The organism is Deltaproteobacteria bacterium, assembly GCA_018668695.1.
Classification (GTDB): domain Bacteria; phylum Myxococcota; class XYA12-FULL-58-9; order XYA12-FULL-58-9; family JABJBS01; genus JABJBS01.
The window spans coordinates 1-16,887 of sequence record JABJBS010000160.1 but is presented as its reverse complement, the minus strand read 5'-3'; the positions used below and the strand labels follow the sequence as shown (position 1 = coordinate 16,887).

The following is a 16,887-nucleotide window of genomic DNA, read 5'->3' as shown; positions in this document are numbered from 1 at the left end:
GCCATGAGAAATGCCATCTCAACGCTCTGGGCATAATTAAGGCGAGGATCACAGTGTGTCTCGTACTGTCTTGGAAGATCTTCCTCCGACAATTCTTCAGGCCCGCCCGTGCACTCGGTCACGTTTTGTCCCGTTAACTCGAAGTGCACGCCGCCTAAATGACTCTTCTCTTCCTGATGAACATCGAAGGTCGTTTTCAATTCAGACAAGATATTGTCGAAGTTTCGAGTCTTAAGACCAGATGCCGTAGGCGTAGTATTGCCGTGCATAGGATCACATGACCAAACAACCTTGAGCCCTGCTTTTTGAACGGCACGAATCAGCTCTGGTAATTTCTTCCGAACCCCTTGAGCCCCCTGCCGTGAAATCAATGTAATGCGCCCAGCTCGATTCTTTGGTTCCAAAACTCTAATCAGCTCTACCAACTCTGCTGGTTCCATGGTCGGACCGACTTTCACACCAATCGGATTCTCGATGCCTCTGAAATACTCAACATGAGCACCATCGAGTTGACGGGTCCGGTCACCAATCCAAAGCATATGGGCGCCGAGGTTATAATATTTGTCGTCTACCTTCACCGTGTGCGCTTCTTCGTAGGGCAGGAGCAATCCTTCGTGACTCGAAAAAAGTTCGACGGTACGGAAGATGCCTTGCGCCTGCACACCTGTAGATTCAACAAAATCCAATGAATCAAGAATACTATGCAACATCGATTGGTGACGTTCACGGTTGGCCGCATTGCGAAAAAAGCCAAGGTCCCAGTGCTGTGGGTTGTGCAAGTCGGCAAAGCCGCCATCTAAAAGCGCTCGAGCATAATTGAGCGTAGCTGATGAGTGAAAATAAGCTTGAACAAGCCGATTGGGATCGGGAGTACGTGACGCTTCGGTAAAATCAATATGGTTAACGTGCTCACCTCTGAACGAAGGAAGCTCAACACCGTCAATGGTTTCGGTATCCTTCGAGCGCGGCTTAGCGTATTGCCCCGCCATTCGACCCACACGGACGACCGGAATACGCACACCCCAAGTCAATACAAGACTCATCTGCAGAAGAATTTTTAACTTGGTTTCAATAGATTCCCGTGTGCAATCATCGAATCGTTCCGCACAATCGCCCCCCTGTAAAACAAAGGCCTTGCCTGCAGCAGCTTTGGCAAAACGTTTACGAAGCGTCTCAACCTCACCATGAGCAACCAAGGGTGGCAGCGCACGTACGGTCTCGAGAGCCTGTTCAACCGCAGCCTCATCTTGATAAGTCGGTTGTTGCTGAATCGGATGATTACGCCAAGAAGTGGGAGCCCATACCATATTTTAATTCTCCTCTGAGCCTTCCAGCATTGACAGGCTTTGGCTCAAAGTACAACCATATGGCATGTGAGAGTGCGAGAAAACCGCGAAAACTAGAGTTCGGCGAGCTCACTGACTAAACCTTGAACGATCTGTTTTGCATCGCCAAAGACCATCATGGTGTTGTTTAGTTCAAAGAGACCATTCTTAATGCCCGCATAACCTGGGCTTAATGAACGCTTAATCACAAAAACTGTCCGAGCCTCATGAGCCTGCAAGATAGGCATTCCGTAAATAGGACTGTCTTTATCCGTACTGGCGGCAGGGTTCACAACATCGTTTGCCCCAATCACAATAACGGCATCCGTCGTCTTGAATTCCGGATTGATATTATCCATTTCCACAAGCTGCTCGTAAGGAACATCCGCTTCAGCCAAGAGAACGTTCATATGGCCGGGCATACGACCCGCTACTGGGTGAATCGCATAGGTAACCTTCGTTCCGCGGCTTTCCAGTGCTGTTGCTAACTCACGCACCGCGTGCTGAGCTTGAGCAACAGCCAGGCCATAACCAGGAACAACAATCACGCTCTCAGCTGTATCCAAAACCATCGCGGCTTCTTCTGGTCCGCAAGAAGTAACACTCTCGTAGTTACGAGCATCCTCAGAGCTACCGGCTGAATCCGTTGCGCCAAAGCCTCCAACCAAAACATTCACAAGCGAACGATTCATCGCCACACACATAATCTGCGTAAGGATGAGACCCGCTGCGCCGACCATCGAGCCTGCGATAATCAGAACATTGTTTCCAATGACAAAACCCGCTGCACACGCCGCGATACCCGAGTACGAGTTCAAGAGCGAGACGACAACCGGCATATCTGCGCCGCCAATTGGAATGACCAAGAGCCACCCCAACACAAGTGAGATAGCGGTGAGAGCAAGAATACTCTGCGTAAATGTTTCCGGAGTGTTCGCACTAAAAGCAAACCAAGCTGTTACACCAACGACACCCACCACGAGCGCAAGGTTAATCACATGACGCCCAGGCAAGAGAATGGGCGCACCCTTTTTCAATTTACCCTGAAGTTTCAAGAATGCGACGATACTACCCGTTGTGGTAAGCGCGCCAATGAGAACCGAGAGACAGATAATAACCGCGTTAATAGGGTCGATACTTCCCGACTTCTCAACCAGAGTATCCCAGACAACAGCTGCCGCAACCAAGGCGGATGCACCGCCTCCAAAGCCGTTAAACAAAGCGACCATTTCCGGCATAGACGTCATTGCGACACGCACAGCGCCGATGCCGCCAATGACTCCACCCACAACGATGCCGCCGATAATCCAGCGGTAGTCAATGGACGGTATTGAGCCGGCACTGTCTGGTAAGTGCAACTCCAGCAAGGTTCCGACAATTGCCAAAAACATGGCCAAAGCAGCAATTTTATTACCAGTAGCGGCCGTTTTGACTTTGGTCAGTTTCTTTAATCCGAAGATAAATAGAACCGCCGAAAGTAAATATACAAAGTGAACTAAATCGCTCGTCATTTTTTCTTACTCCCAAACATCGCCAGCATACGACCGGTCACAAGAAAGCCGCCGACCACATTAATCGTTGCAAAAGCAATGGCTGCTGCACCCAGAAGGTTAGACACGGAGGCCTCAGGTGTAATGGCAACCGCCAAAGCACCAACAATGGTGATGCCACTGATGGCGTTCGCCCCACTCATCAATGGAGTGTGTAAAGTGGGAGGTACTTTGGTTATCACCTCAAAGCCCACAAACATGGCTAGAATAAAAACGTACAAACCTATTAAGAGAGGTCCCATCGCCATTGGATTATCCATCAGTTGCCTCCTTCAAGAGCAGCCGCTGTTCGCTCATGCCGGCACACACCTTCATGAGTCAGCAATGCACCTGCAACAATTTCATCTTCGAGATCAAGATTGATGGCCGACTCGGCAATCAAGAGCTTCATCAGCGTCAGAACATTTCGTGAGTAAAGCATGCTCGCATCAGCGGGCACACTTGCCGCAAGGTTGGAATGGCCGATGATTTCTACGCCATGGGCCACAACATTCTCGTCTGGTTTTGAAAGTACGCAGTTACCTCCGGTGGCAACTGCAAGGTCTACGATGACTGCACCTTCGCGCATGCTTTTGACCATCTCCTCAGTAACCAGCTTCGGAGCAGGTCTACCAGGAACCGCGGCAGTGGTGATGACAACATCTGCATTCTTAACATGCTCTGCTACAATGGCCTGTTGCTTTTTGAGAAAATCGGGCGTGACCTCTTTGGCATAGCCACCCTCGCCATCCCCGCTTTCATCCATGGGCAAATCAATAAACTTACCACCCAAGGATTCGACTTGTTCTTTTACGGCGCCGCGAATGTCGGAAACTTCAACAATTGCACCCAATCGCTTGGCCGTCGCAACTGCTTGTAATCCTGCCACCCCCGCACCCATCACAACAATGCGCGCTGGCTTGACGGTACCCGCTGCAGTCATCATCAATGGAAAGTACTTATCAAGAGATGCAGCAGCAATAAGTACCGCTTTATAACCGGCGATCGATGCCTGTGAACTCAGCGCATCCATGCTTTGTGCACGGCTGATTCGCGGCACGAGTTCCATGGCCAAGGTACTCACCTTGCGCTCCATCAAAACCTTGACCACATCGAGATTGGCATGAGGCGAAATAAAACCAACAAGCAGCGCACCTTCCTTAAGGCGGCCCGCTTCCTCAGTCGTGGGCGGCGCCACTTTAAGCACCACGTCAGACTCGGCCCAAGCTGCAGCTTCGCTCCCCGCTGGAACAATAGCCGCACCCGCTTCTTCAAGCATCGCATTGGTAATACTTGAAGAGAGCCCCGCATCAAATTCTGCACGAACCGCTAAACCCTCTTTGACAAGCTTCTTTATAGTTTCAGGAATGGCTGCGACTCGGGTCTCTCCCCGAACCTGCTCTTTCGGAACAAATACCGTTAACATCGTGTTGGTACCTCACGTCTGAGACCCTTAGGAGCCTCGACTTTGGGCGCATCAATACGCAAGTCAAAACTCCAAGATACAGCACCGTAAGTCAAGGCCAGTGAAGCCTCTTTGGGTCATAGAGTGTCAACGCACTGCGTTCTACGAGATTGTCGCAAATTAGGATGGATTTGTTACATTTTGGTACCCCAGCGCACCATTCTATACCTTTAGGACCCGCTTGAGTGTCTTATCGCTTGCGAGGCGAGGCGAGCCTCTTTATAAGCCGTCGGCACGAGGAGTTAATATGATGCTTAGACAACCTTTTTTCGTGCTCTTTTTACTGGCAACGACGGCATGTGCTGGCGTTCCCCATGGTCATTCGCACACTCAAGCCGGCGCGCATCATCCCGACACTGCAGCTCCCACCGACTTCGCAGCCCGAGCTCAAAAACTAGCTCAGGAATTCATTATTGTAGATGGCCACATCGATGTTCCCTATCGGTTAGAGAGTTCAAAATCAGATACGGGCGCTCTTACGGAAGATGTCAGTCACAAGACGCACAAAGGGGATTTCGATTACCCACGTGCCGTTAAAGGCGGTTTAAACGCTCCATTTATGTCTATTTACATACCGGCCCGATACCAAGAAGAAGGCAGTGCCAAAAAAGTTGCTGATGGGCTCATCGACATGGTCGAAACCATGGTCCAAGCTACACCTGAAAAGTTTCAAATCGCTCGGTCTCCGGCTGACGTAAGGCGTCATAAGCAAGATGGCGTGATGTCCTTGCCACTTGGCATTGAAAACGGGGCAGCCATCGAGGCCGACTTGGCAAACGTTGGCCATTTCTATAACCGCGGCGTCCGCTACATCACGCTGACACACTCCAAAGATAACCAAATTTGTGATTCATCCTACGACGAGCGTCATACTCATAAGGGTCTTACGCCATTTGGTGAAAAAGTTGTCACCGAAATGAACCGATTGGGCATTATGGTTGATATTTCCCATGTCTCAGATGATGCTTTTTTTCAGGTCATGAAAATTTCCAAAGTTCCTGCCATCGCTTCACATTCTTCAGCCCGCCACTTCACGCCTGGGTTTGAACGAAATATGTCCGATGAGATGATTCAGCTCTTGGCAAAAAACGGGGGAATCATCATGATAAACTTTGGCTCAACGTTTATTAGCCAACCCCCTCGAGACGCCTCCAACAAACGCCGGGCCGCCATCAATGCATTTAAAGATCCCCTAGAACTTGAGTGGAGCGATCCAAAGGTTGTGGCATTCAAGGAGAACTACGACAAGATCCATCCTCGAGTTTTCGCTGATGTGACAGACGTTGCAGATCATATCGACCACGTCGTAAAACTCGCAGGTGTTGATGCTGTGGGCTTAGGTTCAGACTTTGATGGTGTGGGTGATAGCCTGCCAACCAAGCTCAAAGATGTCTCGATGTTTCCGAATTTAATTGAAGAGCTTCTCAAACGCGGTTATTCCGAAAAAGACATTGATAAAATTTGTGGTCAAAACGCGCTGCGAGTCTGGAAAGCCGTAGAAGACTTCGCCAAAAGCCAAACTCAATCCAAATAAACTTAGCTGGTAAAATTCATATTAGTTTTACGTTGACCCAATAAAAACTCGAGCCTGAGCGACTTTAAATACGAGTCTTCACGTTCCTTAAGAGTCTCACTGTAATTATAGAGCGCCCGCACATAGGGTACCTCGTCTTCGAGGTTGAAATAGATTTTCTTTGGAAAAGGCCCTCCCAAAAACTCTCCGATGATTTCTACGCCATGGGCACTTAAATACTCTCGGGCAAAATCTAAACTATCGACCGTGCTCTGTTTCTTCTTTGGCCACATCTCACCGCCAGTGACCAATACAGCCTCAAGTGAGTCTTCTTCACAACCATACGAATAGATATCGTGTAAGAGCTTGGCCAAAGCTGCATGACCGCAAGTCTTCGCGAGCTCTAAACCGTGTTGGTCAAGACGTGAGAGCCCTATCGTTGGGAGCATGAAATGACTCATCCCTAAAATGCGTTTCACACGGTCGCGTACACATACGGCCAAACTGGAGGCCACGACGGTCACAAGCATTTCATCCGTTGAACTCACACAATATTCACCCGGACGCAGTTTTACGGTGCGCCTGGACAGGTGTGGATCCCAGTAACGGTTCAGACGAGTTGCGCCCAGTGAGAGTTCATCTTCACCGTGCAACTCTGGCATTGATATCGACATCTTATCCCCCCGTAGGAGGTCGCATCTCTACGTCCTCCATACAGCAAACGGGTTTTCCCCGATGCCATGGTCGCACGCACATTCTCCTACACCAAAAATTTGGCAAGTCCTGTTGCTACGGGCTTCAAAAAGATTCGAAGAGAGTCATCATTGAACCGAACGGGTTAAAACTGAATGCGCCCGCCCAGGCCGGTCGTTAAAAACAGGTTTTGACCCGTCACTTCCAAAGCCGTGTTGAGCCCAAGCGAAAAGTTATCGACAACATGAAAATCTGCTCCCAGGAAAGCTCGTCCGGCGGGTTCGAAACGAATCGTTTCCTCGGTTTCTCCGCGAGCCAAGTCGCTTTGAACCAAAATAAAACCGCCGACATGTGCACCGCAAAATAGTGAAATCGGCGTCTCGGCGAAGCGATAGGCATAACGTGCGCCAACCATCACGGGCAGCGATGTCGCCGCATTTTCAGTGAATGCGGTCTCTGAGCTGTAGTGACGAATCCCTACCAGGCCCTCTAAATAAAACGCATCGCTGAGTGCATAAGCTGGCGATAAATTCATCGCGTAGGAAACTGGGGCTTCTTTGAGGAGCCAGACCATCGGACCAGCATCAGCGGCCAAAGACCAGGGAGTTGCCGTGGCCGAAACTGGGCTTAGCACGAGTAAAATACCAAGAATCAAACTGCGAGTGTTCATGAAGAGTCTCCTTTAGCCGGAAGTACCTCAAGGAGGTTGCTTCGCCGGGGAACATCGCCCTAACCTCCATGACGCATCACGTCAAGAGTCTAATGCTCTTCATTAATCCGTATAAGAAGTTACTTTACGGGCCTGGACCAAGCCTTCGAAGGCAAAAAGAAGAAGATCGCCATCAAAACCACCGCTGAGGACGCCATCATCAAACTCACCTTCCCAAGGTACGGGAATTGGGAAAATCCCAGTAGAAACCTGAACATTACCAGACACTTCATCTCCATCGATGGTGCCAAGAACATCGTAAGATACTTCAAAACCGTCCATGACAATCAGCTCAATCATACAACTGCCAGAGCCTCCCATCACCTCTCCAGCAATATCCACAATGAAATCGACCGCACCGGTACAAGAAGCTGTGAGCGGCGTGTCTTGAAACTCGCCAGAAACTGAGATCGTCACACTGCCGGCATAAATACCTGCGTTTGCACTTTGAACGCGAACCCCGCCGTTGGTCCAGTCGAGCCGATCACCGTTGGGGAGCTGAGCCGAGGCGGTGATATCGTGTTTCCCCATATCCAAATAAACTTCGCCTTCTTTGCCCGTAAAAATCCCGGTGTCTTGAAGATTCGATGTCCACTCAATTGCATCGAATTCCAGAGATTCACCTTCAGCCGATAAAATTTCTGCTTTGAGTTCGAGGGGTTTACCTATTTCGACGATAGAGGCGGACGCTGGTGAATGCACCAACAAGGTAGCCCCGGCATATTGAGCCAGATCGTCATCGGAACCAGATGAGACAAGCCCTTCAGCCGTGCATCCGGTGACCATCAAAATAAGGGTAAAAACGAAACTATACTTTTTCATAGGGTGATACTGGCACACCAAGTCATTCAGTCAAGCGGTCTTCCACGGCCAAAGCCGCAAATTCGACAGACCACCCTGACCCGCTTTTCCGCATTTTCTACCTAGACAAGCACCGGAGCACTCATTATGCGATCAAAGTGTCCACGCAGTCGCTCTGCCCGGAGCCCTGACGTGCACCTCCCCAACACTATGATGAAAACTAAACTGACTCGAAAAACTCTAGGTACTCTTGTCTTACTCGCCGGCGTACTTTCCCTAACAACCACAGTCCAAGCTCAATCGAGAACTTCCCCTAAGTCTCGTTATGCCACGTCATCAACTCACACTGAGCAGGTCGATCCCAGAAAGCGCTGGCAAGACGGCGTGAACCCAATAGAACTCGGTCAACTGATTCAGGCCCAACACCAGAGCGTTCGCAGCTGCTATGAGTCTCAGCTAAAACGTACACCAAGCTTAGAAGGCTCCATAGATGTACGATTTAAGATCACCCATTGGGGACGGGTTGGCAAAACGAAAGTCACAAATAGCAACCTCAGTAACCGCCGAGTACGCCGATGCGTCGTCAAAGCAATTCGTAAATGGCGCTTTCCGTTTACACAAAAGGGCGGTGTAACCGTGGAACTTCCTTTGCTCTTTAAACCTCACAGCTCTCAAGCGCCCAAACCACAAGTTCACACTGCCAGACACTCTAAACAGATCCGCCGCCCAGGTGCTTGAGTCCAAACCTACCTCAAACTAAACTTTCTGATTTTTCTTTTGCGACCCGTAATTTTCACCCTTGCCACTGCCATCTGAACTCGGTTGACTTCTCTCAAACCAATGAGGGGAAACAACAAGGTTCTTAATCTGTACAGCCACGGATTAGGTGTCCAAGCCTTAGCGATCCCCCCTCATCTAAAAAAATGAAGTTACTCAAAGGACAACACGATGCGTTTATGCAGTCGCTATCTGCTGCCCATTTGGGTAGCGATGCTATTGGTATCTTGTGGTGAACCCAACAAGACTATCTCAAACCAGGACGAAGATGTTCCCCCCAAAGAAGATGCGTCACAATCGGATTTTCCCGAGCACGATTTTGACGATTCTTCGAGTTCGACAGGGGATGTGCCCAACGATGAACAAGACCAATCTACAGCGCCTTCTATACTAGAAGGACAGGTTTTCTCTGAAGTGGGTACGCCTCTGTCGGGCATTCGTATCATCGCATGTAACGCCGAGAGTTGTACCGATTGTGCGACCGATGACAACGGTTCATACATGCTTGCTAACCTTATCAATGGGCCATGGAAGATGGAGGCCGTTGACGATTCCGGCCTTTACATGGATTTGCTTTTTCACCAAAGAGCAGAAGATCCCTTGCCGATTATCCAATTGCCCTACGCTGATCAGAATGGTCTCCAGTGGCCTGCAGATGAAGGCGGAACCTTGAGTATGTTCAACGGCGGACTACAGCTTACAGCTGACCCCGGCAGCCTTTCTTATCCCGGCGAAGAGGTTGAACTCAAAGTCAGCATCATACCCATCGATAAATTACCTCCCTACGCCAGTACCCCGTGGGAAGGAAAAGAAGACCAAACCTTGGGAGTCATCTTAAATCCAACTCACTTGGTATCCCTTACACCAGTCGGTGTGCGCTTAAGTGTTTCGTGGCCGGTCTCGGAGGAGATGGATTACGATATCTACACCGTTGATCTCGCTACGGGGATGTTGCAAGCATCAGGCCGAGCCCACATGCAACCAAGCGGTGAGCTTTGGAGTGCCCCGGATTCAACTATTTTTGAACCGGCAACGATGATTTTCGTACCCGCCGCCAGTGAGAACCAAGATTAACTTCCTCAGCCTCATCTCTTCGTCAATACCCCTCTAATGGCCCAGTATCGGCCACACACACCTGAATTCACACCATCTCTCGGATACGTGCTTAAGACACAATCGGCAGGGCTCCCCCCAGCTTTGCATCCATCCAAAATTTATTAATCAATCTCTTTTTATTTTTCCTTCAAGATCAGCGATACTTTCATCGCGCACGGTACTTCTCGAAAGCAAGACCACGTGGCTGCGAGGATTGTTATATGAAGACCATTGAGGTCCAGAATCTATCCAAAACTTACCGGTCGGGCCTTAGACGGATTCCTACGCCTGTCCTTCGAGAAGTCAGCCTTGTCGTTCCCCAGGGTGTTATCTTCGGACTCATGGGTCCCAATGGTGCAGGGAAAACCACATTCATCAAATCTTTGCTTGATATTGTACGGCCAGACAGTGGAACGATTTCATTGCTCGGCAAATCCCCTGACAATCCCCTCGCTCGAAAAGACATCGGCTACCTTCCTGAGAAAATTCATTTCGTACCAGGGACGACTGCTTTATCCTTTCTGCGCGGTACAGCCCGCCTGCGTAAACTTCCCCTCAAAGATTCCGATCTATGCCATGGCCTTAAACGCCTGGGGCTTGAAGGAGTCGGCCCCAAGAAGGTTCAGACATTTTCGAAGGGCATGAAGCAACGTCTTGGCGTGGTAGCCGCTCTTCTTGGGCAGCCCAAGCTCCTGATTCTCGATGAACCAACCGATGGTATCGACCCTATCGGTCGTCAAAGCATCCGTCAGATCATCGACGAGGAAAATCAACGGGGCGCCACTGTCTTTTTAAATTCTCACCTCCTGGCAGAAACAGAAAAAATTTGTCAACGCGTGGGTGTGCTGGTTCAAGGGAAAATTGTTCTAGACGGAGCAATTGAAGACATCAGGCGAGAAAAAAATTCCTGGGAAATCCGCTTCGACTCTGTGCCCAATCATCAAGCACTTCTAGATCTCGGTTTTAAACCTCGAGACGAAGACGCGCATGCGTTTACCTACAACAACTCCGATATCGGTCACCTCAACCAAGCTCTCGACCGAGCACGGGCAACGGGAGCCTGCATCGTTTATCTCCAAGAACACCAGCGTGACCTTGAACAAGTCTTGATGTCACTGGTCGAGGAGAAACACACTTGAACGTCGTCAACGTGGCCATGGAGGTTCTTCGCGAAGCCTTAAACAGAAAATGGTTTCTGGGAATCGGATTGGGAATATCGGTTTTCTTAATTCTCCTATGGAATGTTCTTCAATTTGAAATCGTCGATGGTGCTCTGGCTGCAACTCAACTTTTTGGGGACATGATTGGTTCCAGTATTCAGTCTGCAGACGTTGCGCTGCGCCCGGTCTTTCGAGCCGCTTCCTATGTGATTTACTATGGAGTCTTACTCTTTGGCATCGCGGTCTGTGCTCCTCTGGCAACAACTTTGCTCGCACCTGGCCGCATCGATTACCTACTCGCTTTACCAATTGCTCGCTGGGAATTAATTCTCGGCTCCTACCTCGGGGTCTTGATTTTAACGATTGGCGGAACACTCTATGGAGCGGCAGGTTTTATGACAGTTTTAGGGCTCAAAACCGGGATCTGGTCCACCGGGATTTTAATTGCAACATCCCTCTCCTCCGTCACCTTCGCGTCGATCTACGCAGCAATGCTGACCACAGCTGTGTTCGTTCGCTACACACCCGTTATCATCATCTCCGGACTCACCGTGATGGTGGCCGGTATACTCGCAAGTCATGTCGAAAGTATTCAGATGGAAATAGAAACCATCTGGCTCCGCGATCTATTAGACGCTCTCAGCCATTTTATTCCGAGAGTTTCGAGGGTTTCTCAATACGCGGCGGATATCGCGGGAGAACTCCCCATCGATCCTGCTATGCTTTTGCGGTCTCTGTCTGGCATGGTCTTCTTTGGTTTGGCTATGCTTTGCCTTGGCTTGTGGCACTTTGAGCGAAAGGACTTTTAATGCAGTCACGAAGTAATCGCTGGCTTGTTCTGGGAGCCTTACTATTATGCATCGGTGCTTGGCTCATGAGTCAAGATGATGAAGTCATTGTGGGTCAAACGAATCAAATCGAATTCCCCAGATATCTCACTGAGAAAGAAGTTGAGCGGCTGGAGTCGAGGCGCATGCAGCCAGCCCAACTCCCTGAAAAAGATTTCGAAGATACAGATGATGGCGAACAGGAAGAGCCCCGTGATCCCCTTTTGCGTGCTTTTGGAGCAGGGGAAAATACATCTCTTATCGTCTTTGAAACCAATGCTATTCGCCACTCTGCCCTTGGAGAGGGGTTTCTCAATTGCCTTGGCGAGAATGCTCAAGAAGGTTTGTCTAAGATCCAAAATGAGCTGGGGATTAACCCGCTTGAAGATATTGACCGTATGGCGCTTGGCGATGAGACGGTGATGTTCTCTGGCCATTTCGACAATCTTCAATGGGAAGAGATATTTGAGAAAGAACCGGAGAGCTACGGCAACAGCGCATTGTTCTTTACCGAAAACACGGACGCAGGAGACCCCGATTACGCTGTAACTCAACGCATTGCATTGCGGAATAATGAACTGATCATTGTTGGAAAAAACCGAGAGGACCTCGAACAAACGATTGATACCCTTGAAGGTCGTCTACCGATGAATTCCATCCCACTGCGGGAATCCGACACCTACGGTGAAGCTTATGGGAATATGTCCACTGCAATGCTTGGTCGTCTCATCCCACCTGAGGCTGGAGAACTACGAGAGCAGATATTGAAGATTGTGAGCGGTATTAAACTAAACAGTAACGCAATGAGCGATGTTGCCATCTCTGCACAGCTTTCATCCGACGGCGATATTGAAGGCCTCAGCGATCTTGGTCGCTCGATGGGAGGCGCACTCAGCATGGCCCTTGCCGCGGCCAGGATTCAAGGTGATGACCAACTCGCTCAGCTATTGGAGTTTGCGAAAATTACCGACAACGAAGGAGAACTGGCGCTGGAGCTGGCACTTCCGGAGGCATACTTAAAGAAACACCTCGATAGAGCTTGCTCGGATATCCTAAACCCAGTGCAACCCGAAGACCTCTTGGATGACGACTACGACGAAGACGAATTTGACGAGACTGAAGAGGACGAAGACGAAGAACTCCGAGACTCAGAGGACCAAGGTCCTCCCGAAACCGACGATGAGTCTCCAGAAGAAGAAGTCGAATGGGTGCCCGCCGACTAGGCAGATGTAAACCGGCTAGGTCTCAGCGACCAAAATCGATATTACTGCCTGAATTTCGGTCACGTTTTTTATCTGGCGCTTTAAAGAGAATCGCTCCGCCGACAACAAGAATACAGCCAGGAATCCCAACACGCATCCCGATTTCCAGACCCCAGATGCCTCCGCAAATCACTGCAACCAGTATCACCAGCCCCAAACCGGCCAACATCTTTTTGTTCGGTCCTTCTCTCTTCGCAACACCCTCGCAGCATTTTTTGTATTTCTTACCGCTTCCACAAGGACAAAGTGCATTTCGTTCAATACTGGCCATCGTGGGTTCCTCCCGACTTTCATGTTCTCAACTAAACAGAGGGCACTTTAGCATGACTGCGACGCAATCCAAGCACCTCTCGATTCAAAGCTTAACTCGCGCTATAACTATAGCATCGCCACACAAGGAATTCACCCATGACCAACTCCTCTTGGCAACTCAAGCTGGAAAAACTCTTTAGATTACAGGGAGAATTTATCACGCGACGCCCCTGGGTGACGCTCCTCTTTAGCCTAGTCTGTATTGGTATAGCCACCGCTGAGGTCCCGAACATTAAATTCGACGGCAGCGTCAAAGGGTTTTTAAGCGCCGATCACCCCGCAGTGGTGAGTATTGACGAAAACGCTAAACACTTTGGCATTACCGATATGATCATCGTGGCCGTTGAGTCAGAGAACATTTTCACACCCGAGAACCTCGAAAAACTCCAGCAGCTCCACAACGCTTTACTTGAAGAAGTGAAGCATGTTGAGAGAGTGGACAGCATTCTCAACGCTCGAACCATTCGGGGCGAGCAAGACGAGCTCTTAGTCGAAGAGTTTCTGAATCCTATCCCGAGTTCACAAGCAGAGCTGGATGTTAAGAGAAAACAAGCCATCGAGCATCCCCTTTATCAAAACCTAGTGATCTCAAAGGACGCCAGACTTACAACTCTTTTAATAAAATCCAGCTTCAAACCCAACCAAGCCGGCATCGACAAAGCACTTACGAAGATATGTGAAGACATCACCGCAGTGGTTAAGCGGTTTCAGCAAGACGACTTCCGTATTTTGATCGGCGGTACTCCATCTTTGTCCAATAGCTTAAGGGCGACGATGAAACGAGAAATGCCCCGGTTTATGGGGGCTACATTGGTGGGCATCGCCATCTTCTTGTTCATTATGTTCCGCAGGACGTCCGGCGTTCTCATGCCTACGGTTACCCTGGTGTTTTCGGTTCTATGCACCCTGGGGATGATTTCTTGGAGCGGGCAGCCCCTGCAAATGCCCACCATGATTTTACCTAGCTTTCTGGTCGCCGTTGGCGTTGGTGACTCTGTGCATTTACTCGCCTACTTTTATCGCCGCTTCGATGAGACCAACGACAAAGGTGAAGCCGTCGTTTACGCCCTACACCACACAGGGCTCCCCATGCTTCTAACGACCTTAACCACCGCCGCGGGGCTACTTTCCTTTGCAGGCGCTCCCATTTTACCGGTCTCGAACCTTGGGGTTTTCTCAGCTCTTGGAATCATCGTGGCATTCTTACTAACGGTTGTTTTACTGCCGGCGCTGATTTGCCTCTTCCCCCTCAAAAGCCGAACGCGCCAAGCTCTTGCCTATAAACACGGTGGCGTCACCCGAGCCCTGAGATTTTTCAGCACCTTCGCCATCCAACGCGCGCCCTGGATAACAGCGTTCACACTTCTCTTGTTGATAACGGCCATAGGGTTTGCCTCACAGCTTGGCTTCTCCCATAACCCACTCAAGTGGCTTCCTGAGGATTACCCCATTCGGGCAGCCACCGAGACAATCGACCGAGTCATGGGTGGTTCAGTGTCCATCGACATCATCGTCGACAGCGGACAACCCGACGGCCTAAAAGAGCCCAAACTTCTCAACGCCATCGATCGGGCCATGAGCAAACTTGAGAAGTTTGAATCAGGAGCAATTAAGGTTTCAAAAGTTACTGGGCTTCCAATTCTCATGAAAGAGCTCCACCGTGCTCTTCATGACAACGACCCGAGTTTCTATCTGATACCCGAGACCCGTGCCTTGGTCGCTCAAGAACTCCTTCTCTTTGAGAATAGCGATTCGGACGATCTCGAAACGATGGTTGATTTCAATTATGAAAAGGCCCGAATTGCGATGATGATTCCGTGGACAGATTCGGTACTTTATACCGACTTTATCCAAACGGTAGAATCCACTTTTCGGGCTGAACTGGGCACCATGGCGAAAGTGGAAGTCAGCGGCGTCTTACCACTTTTGTCGCAAACACTTCATGCCGTAATTAGGACCACCGCAAAAAGTTATGCCATCGCCTTAAGCATCATTGCAGTGATGATGTGCTTACTTTTAAGCAGCATCCATTATGGGCTTCTAAGCATGATACCCAATCTTTTACCCATTACCCTCGTCATGGCCTGGATGTATATCGGTCAAATCCCCCTAGATCTTTTCACCATGCTGGTTGCCTCGGTGGCCATTGGGATCACAGTCGACGACACCATCCACTTTATGTACAACTTTGTGAGAGATTATCGGCGCCACGAAGACGTTGATGCAGCCATCCATAGGACGCTTCAACATGCCGGCCGGGCCATGCTGGTCACGACCATTGTGCTTTCTGTGGGCTTTATGACTTTCACGGCCTCAGAAATCCATAATCTCTCTAATTTTGGCAAACTGACGACCTTCACCATCGTTCTGGCGCTGGTAGCAGACTTTCTGGTGGCTCCAGCCCTCTTAAAAGTCACCCATCGCTCGAAGTGATAAGACGGCAAATACCCGTCAGGCTTGTGTGCAGCCAACGCCCGCAATAGATTGTATTGAGTTTACGGGGAGTTCATCCATGCGGAAGTTTATCGGTTTAGTTCTGGCCTCACACTTGGTCATCATCACCCAGGGCTGCGTCCTTAAATCCGACCACGAAGCTGTCTTGGCGGCTAAAGCCGATGTGGAGAATGAACTCACCGCAACGCAGGTCACCCTTAATACAACCCGAGATGCCATCGCCGAACTGGAATCCGAAGTTGGCGAACTCAAGTCTTTGTTTGACGGCGCACAAATTCAAAATGATGCGCTCTCCACCCAAATTGGCAATCTTGGCAGCCAGGTCACCAATGTAAAAAATAAACTCGGCACAACTCAGACCCGGGTTAACGAACTCTCCGCCCTCACTGAAAAAGACCGCAACTTACGCCTCGACGCCCACCAAATGCTCGCAGAGTTGACGGGCTCACTGACGGCAGTCCAAGAAAAGTTCGCAGCGCTTCAAACTCAATTCGAAGCTTCACAAGCCAGTCAGAGTAAAAAAGACAAGCGTCTCGCCGGCCTAGATCGCACCCGGGTTATCCTCGCCAAGCGTGTGGGCCAACTTCAAGCCGAGAATAAAAGTCTTAAAGAGCAAAAACTTGAAGCCATGAATCTTGCGAAACAATTGGCCACAGAAAAAAAACAAGCACTGGGCAAAGCGACAAGCTTAGATGGTGAAAAATCAGAAGCGATGCAGCGCTTCAACGCACTCGAAGAAAAGCACGAAAATTTAGCAAGTGAGAAAGAACGACTTGCTCAAGACCTCGCCATCTTGCAAGCCGACAAACAAGTGTTGGGTGACAAAAGTGAAGAGCTTAAAAGCGCCAACGCCATGCTTGCCGACGAGAAGCTGAAGGTTGAACAACGAGAAGAGGATGCGAAAAAACTGATTGCTCAGCTCGAGGAAGATATCACTGCCAAAAAGGTGAAGATTTCAAAACTCT

Annotated in this window: 16 protein-coding genes; 8 read left to right on the top strand and 8 right to left on the bottom strand. The window is 49.7% G+C overall.

What is annotated here, in order from left to right; genetic code table 11:
- The 4 genes from HOK28_08550 to HOK28_08535 all read right to left on the bottom strand — a co-directional run.
- The coding region (locus tag HOK28_08550) for a 3-deoxy-7-phosphoheptulonate synthase class II (protein MBT6433125.1) at positions 1 to 1,307 on the bottom strand (1,307 nt) is incomplete at its 3' end.
- Positions 1,308 to 1,399: 92 nt separating this feature from the next.
- Positions 1,400 to 2,836: an NAD(P)(+) transhydrogenase (Re/Si-specific) subunit beta gene (locus tag HOK28_08545; GenBank protein MBT6433124.1), complete on the bottom strand. Its 1,437-nt coding sequence runs from the start codon at positions 2,834 to 2,836 to the stop codon at positions 1,400 to 1,402.
- Positions 2,833 to 3,123 carry an NAD(P) transhydrogenase subunit alpha gene (locus tag HOK28_08540; GenBank protein MBT6433123.1) on the bottom strand — a complete coding sequence of 97 codons (291 nt, stop codon included), beginning with the start codon at positions 3,121 to 3,123 and terminating at the stop codon, positions 2,833 to 2,835. The genes HOK28_08545 and HOK28_08540 overlap by 4 nt, the downstream gene beginning before the upstream one ends.
- 11 nt (positions 3,124 to 3,134) lie before the next feature.
- Positions 3,135 to 4,280 (bottom strand): Re/Si-specific NAD(P)(+) transhydrogenase subunit alpha, encoded by a 1,146-nt coding sequence (locus HOK28_08535; GenBank protein MBT6433122.1) that lies wholly within the window; start codon positions 4,278 to 4,280, stop codon positions 3,135 to 3,137.
- 286 nt (positions 4,281 to 4,566) lie between these two features.
- On the opposite strand from HOK28_08535, the gene HOK28_08530 reads away from it, so the two are divergent.
- On the top strand, positions 4,567 to 5,853 hold the full coding sequence (locus HOK28_08530; protein ID MBT6433121.1) for a membrane dipeptidase: 1,287 nt from the start codon (positions 4,567 to 4,569) through the stop codon (positions 5,851 to 5,853).
- Positions 5,854 to 5,855: 2 nt separating this feature from the next.
- On the opposite strand, the gene HOK28_08525 is transcribed toward HOK28_08530, so the two are convergent.
- The 3 genes from HOK28_08525 to HOK28_08515 form a co-directional block, all read right to left on the bottom strand.
- Positions 5,856 to 6,506 carry a hypothetical protein gene (locus HOK28_08525; protein ID MBT6433120.1) on the bottom strand — a complete coding sequence of 217 codons (651 nt, stop codon included), beginning with the start codon at positions 6,504 to 6,506 and terminating at the stop codon, positions 5,856 to 5,858.
- 164 nt (positions 6,507 to 6,670) lie between these two features.
- Positions 6,671 to 7,195: a hypothetical protein gene (locus HOK28_08520; GenBank protein ID MBT6433119.1), complete on the bottom strand. Its 525-nt coding sequence runs from the start codon at positions 7,193 to 7,195 to the stop codon at positions 6,671 to 6,673.
- A gap of 102 nt (positions 7,196 to 7,297) precedes the next feature.
- The gene (locus tag HOK28_08515) at positions 7,298 to 8,056 is read right to left on the bottom strand and encodes a hypothetical protein (GenBank protein ID MBT6433118.1); all 759 of its coding nucleotides are present in this window, start codon (positions 8,054 to 8,056) and stop codon (positions 7,298 to 7,300) included.
- A gap of 126 nt (positions 8,057 to 8,182) precedes the next feature.
- On the opposite strand from HOK28_08515, the gene HOK28_08510 reads away from it, so the two are divergent.
- From HOK28_08510 to HOK28_08490, 5 genes are all read left to right on the top strand, one after another.
- The gene (locus HOK28_08510; GenBank protein ID MBT6433117.1) at positions 8,183 to 8,773 is read left to right on the top strand and encodes a TonB family protein; all 591 of its coding nucleotides are present in this window, start codon (positions 8,183 to 8,185) and stop codon (positions 8,771 to 8,773) included.
- Between the two features lie 210 nt (positions 8,774 to 8,983).
- On the top strand, positions 8,984 to 9,886 hold the full coding sequence (locus HOK28_08505; protein ID MBT6433116.1) for a carboxypeptidase regulatory-like domain-containing protein: 903 nt from the start codon (positions 8,984 to 8,986) through the stop codon (positions 9,884 to 9,886).
- 242 nt (positions 9,887 to 10,128) lie between these two features.
- Entirely contained in the window at positions 10,129 to 11,046 is a 918-nt protein-coding gene (locus HOK28_08500; protein ID MBT6433115.1) for an ABC transporter ATP-binding protein, read from the top strand.
- Positions 11,043 to 11,876 (top strand): hypothetical protein, encoded by an 834-nt coding sequence (locus HOK28_08495; GenBank protein MBT6433114.1) that lies wholly within the window; start codon positions 11,043 to 11,045, stop codon positions 11,874 to 11,876. The genes HOK28_08500 and HOK28_08495 overlap by 4 nt, the downstream gene beginning before the upstream one ends.
- Positions 11,876 to 13,117, top strand: coding sequence for a hypothetical protein (locus tag HOK28_08490; protein ID MBT6433113.1), 1,242 nt, complete (start codon positions 11,876 to 11,878; stop codon positions 13,115 to 13,117). The genes HOK28_08495 and HOK28_08490 overlap by 1 nt, the downstream gene beginning before the upstream one ends.
- A 22-nt stretch (positions 13,118 to 13,139) precedes the next feature.
- Here the strand turns inward: HOK28_08490 and HOK28_08485 are convergent, their stop codons facing one another.
- Positions 13,140 to 13,427 (bottom strand): hypothetical protein, encoded by a 288-nt coding sequence (locus HOK28_08485; GenBank protein MBT6433112.1) that lies wholly within the window; start codon positions 13,425 to 13,427, stop codon positions 13,140 to 13,142.
- 137 nt (positions 13,428 to 13,564) lie between these two features.
- Here HOK28_08485 and HOK28_08480 point away from each other — a divergent pair, with 137 nt between their 5' ends.
- Positions 13,565 to 15,901, top strand: a complete 2,337-nt coding sequence (locus HOK28_08480) for an MMPL family transporter (protein ID MBT6433111.1) — start codon at positions 13,565 to 13,567, stop codon at positions 15,899 to 15,901.
- 79 nt (positions 15,902 to 15,980) lie between these two features.
- Positions 15,981 to 16,887: hypothetical protein (locus tag HOK28_08475; GenBank protein MBT6433110.1), on the top strand; the 907-nt coding region annotated here is incomplete at its 3' end.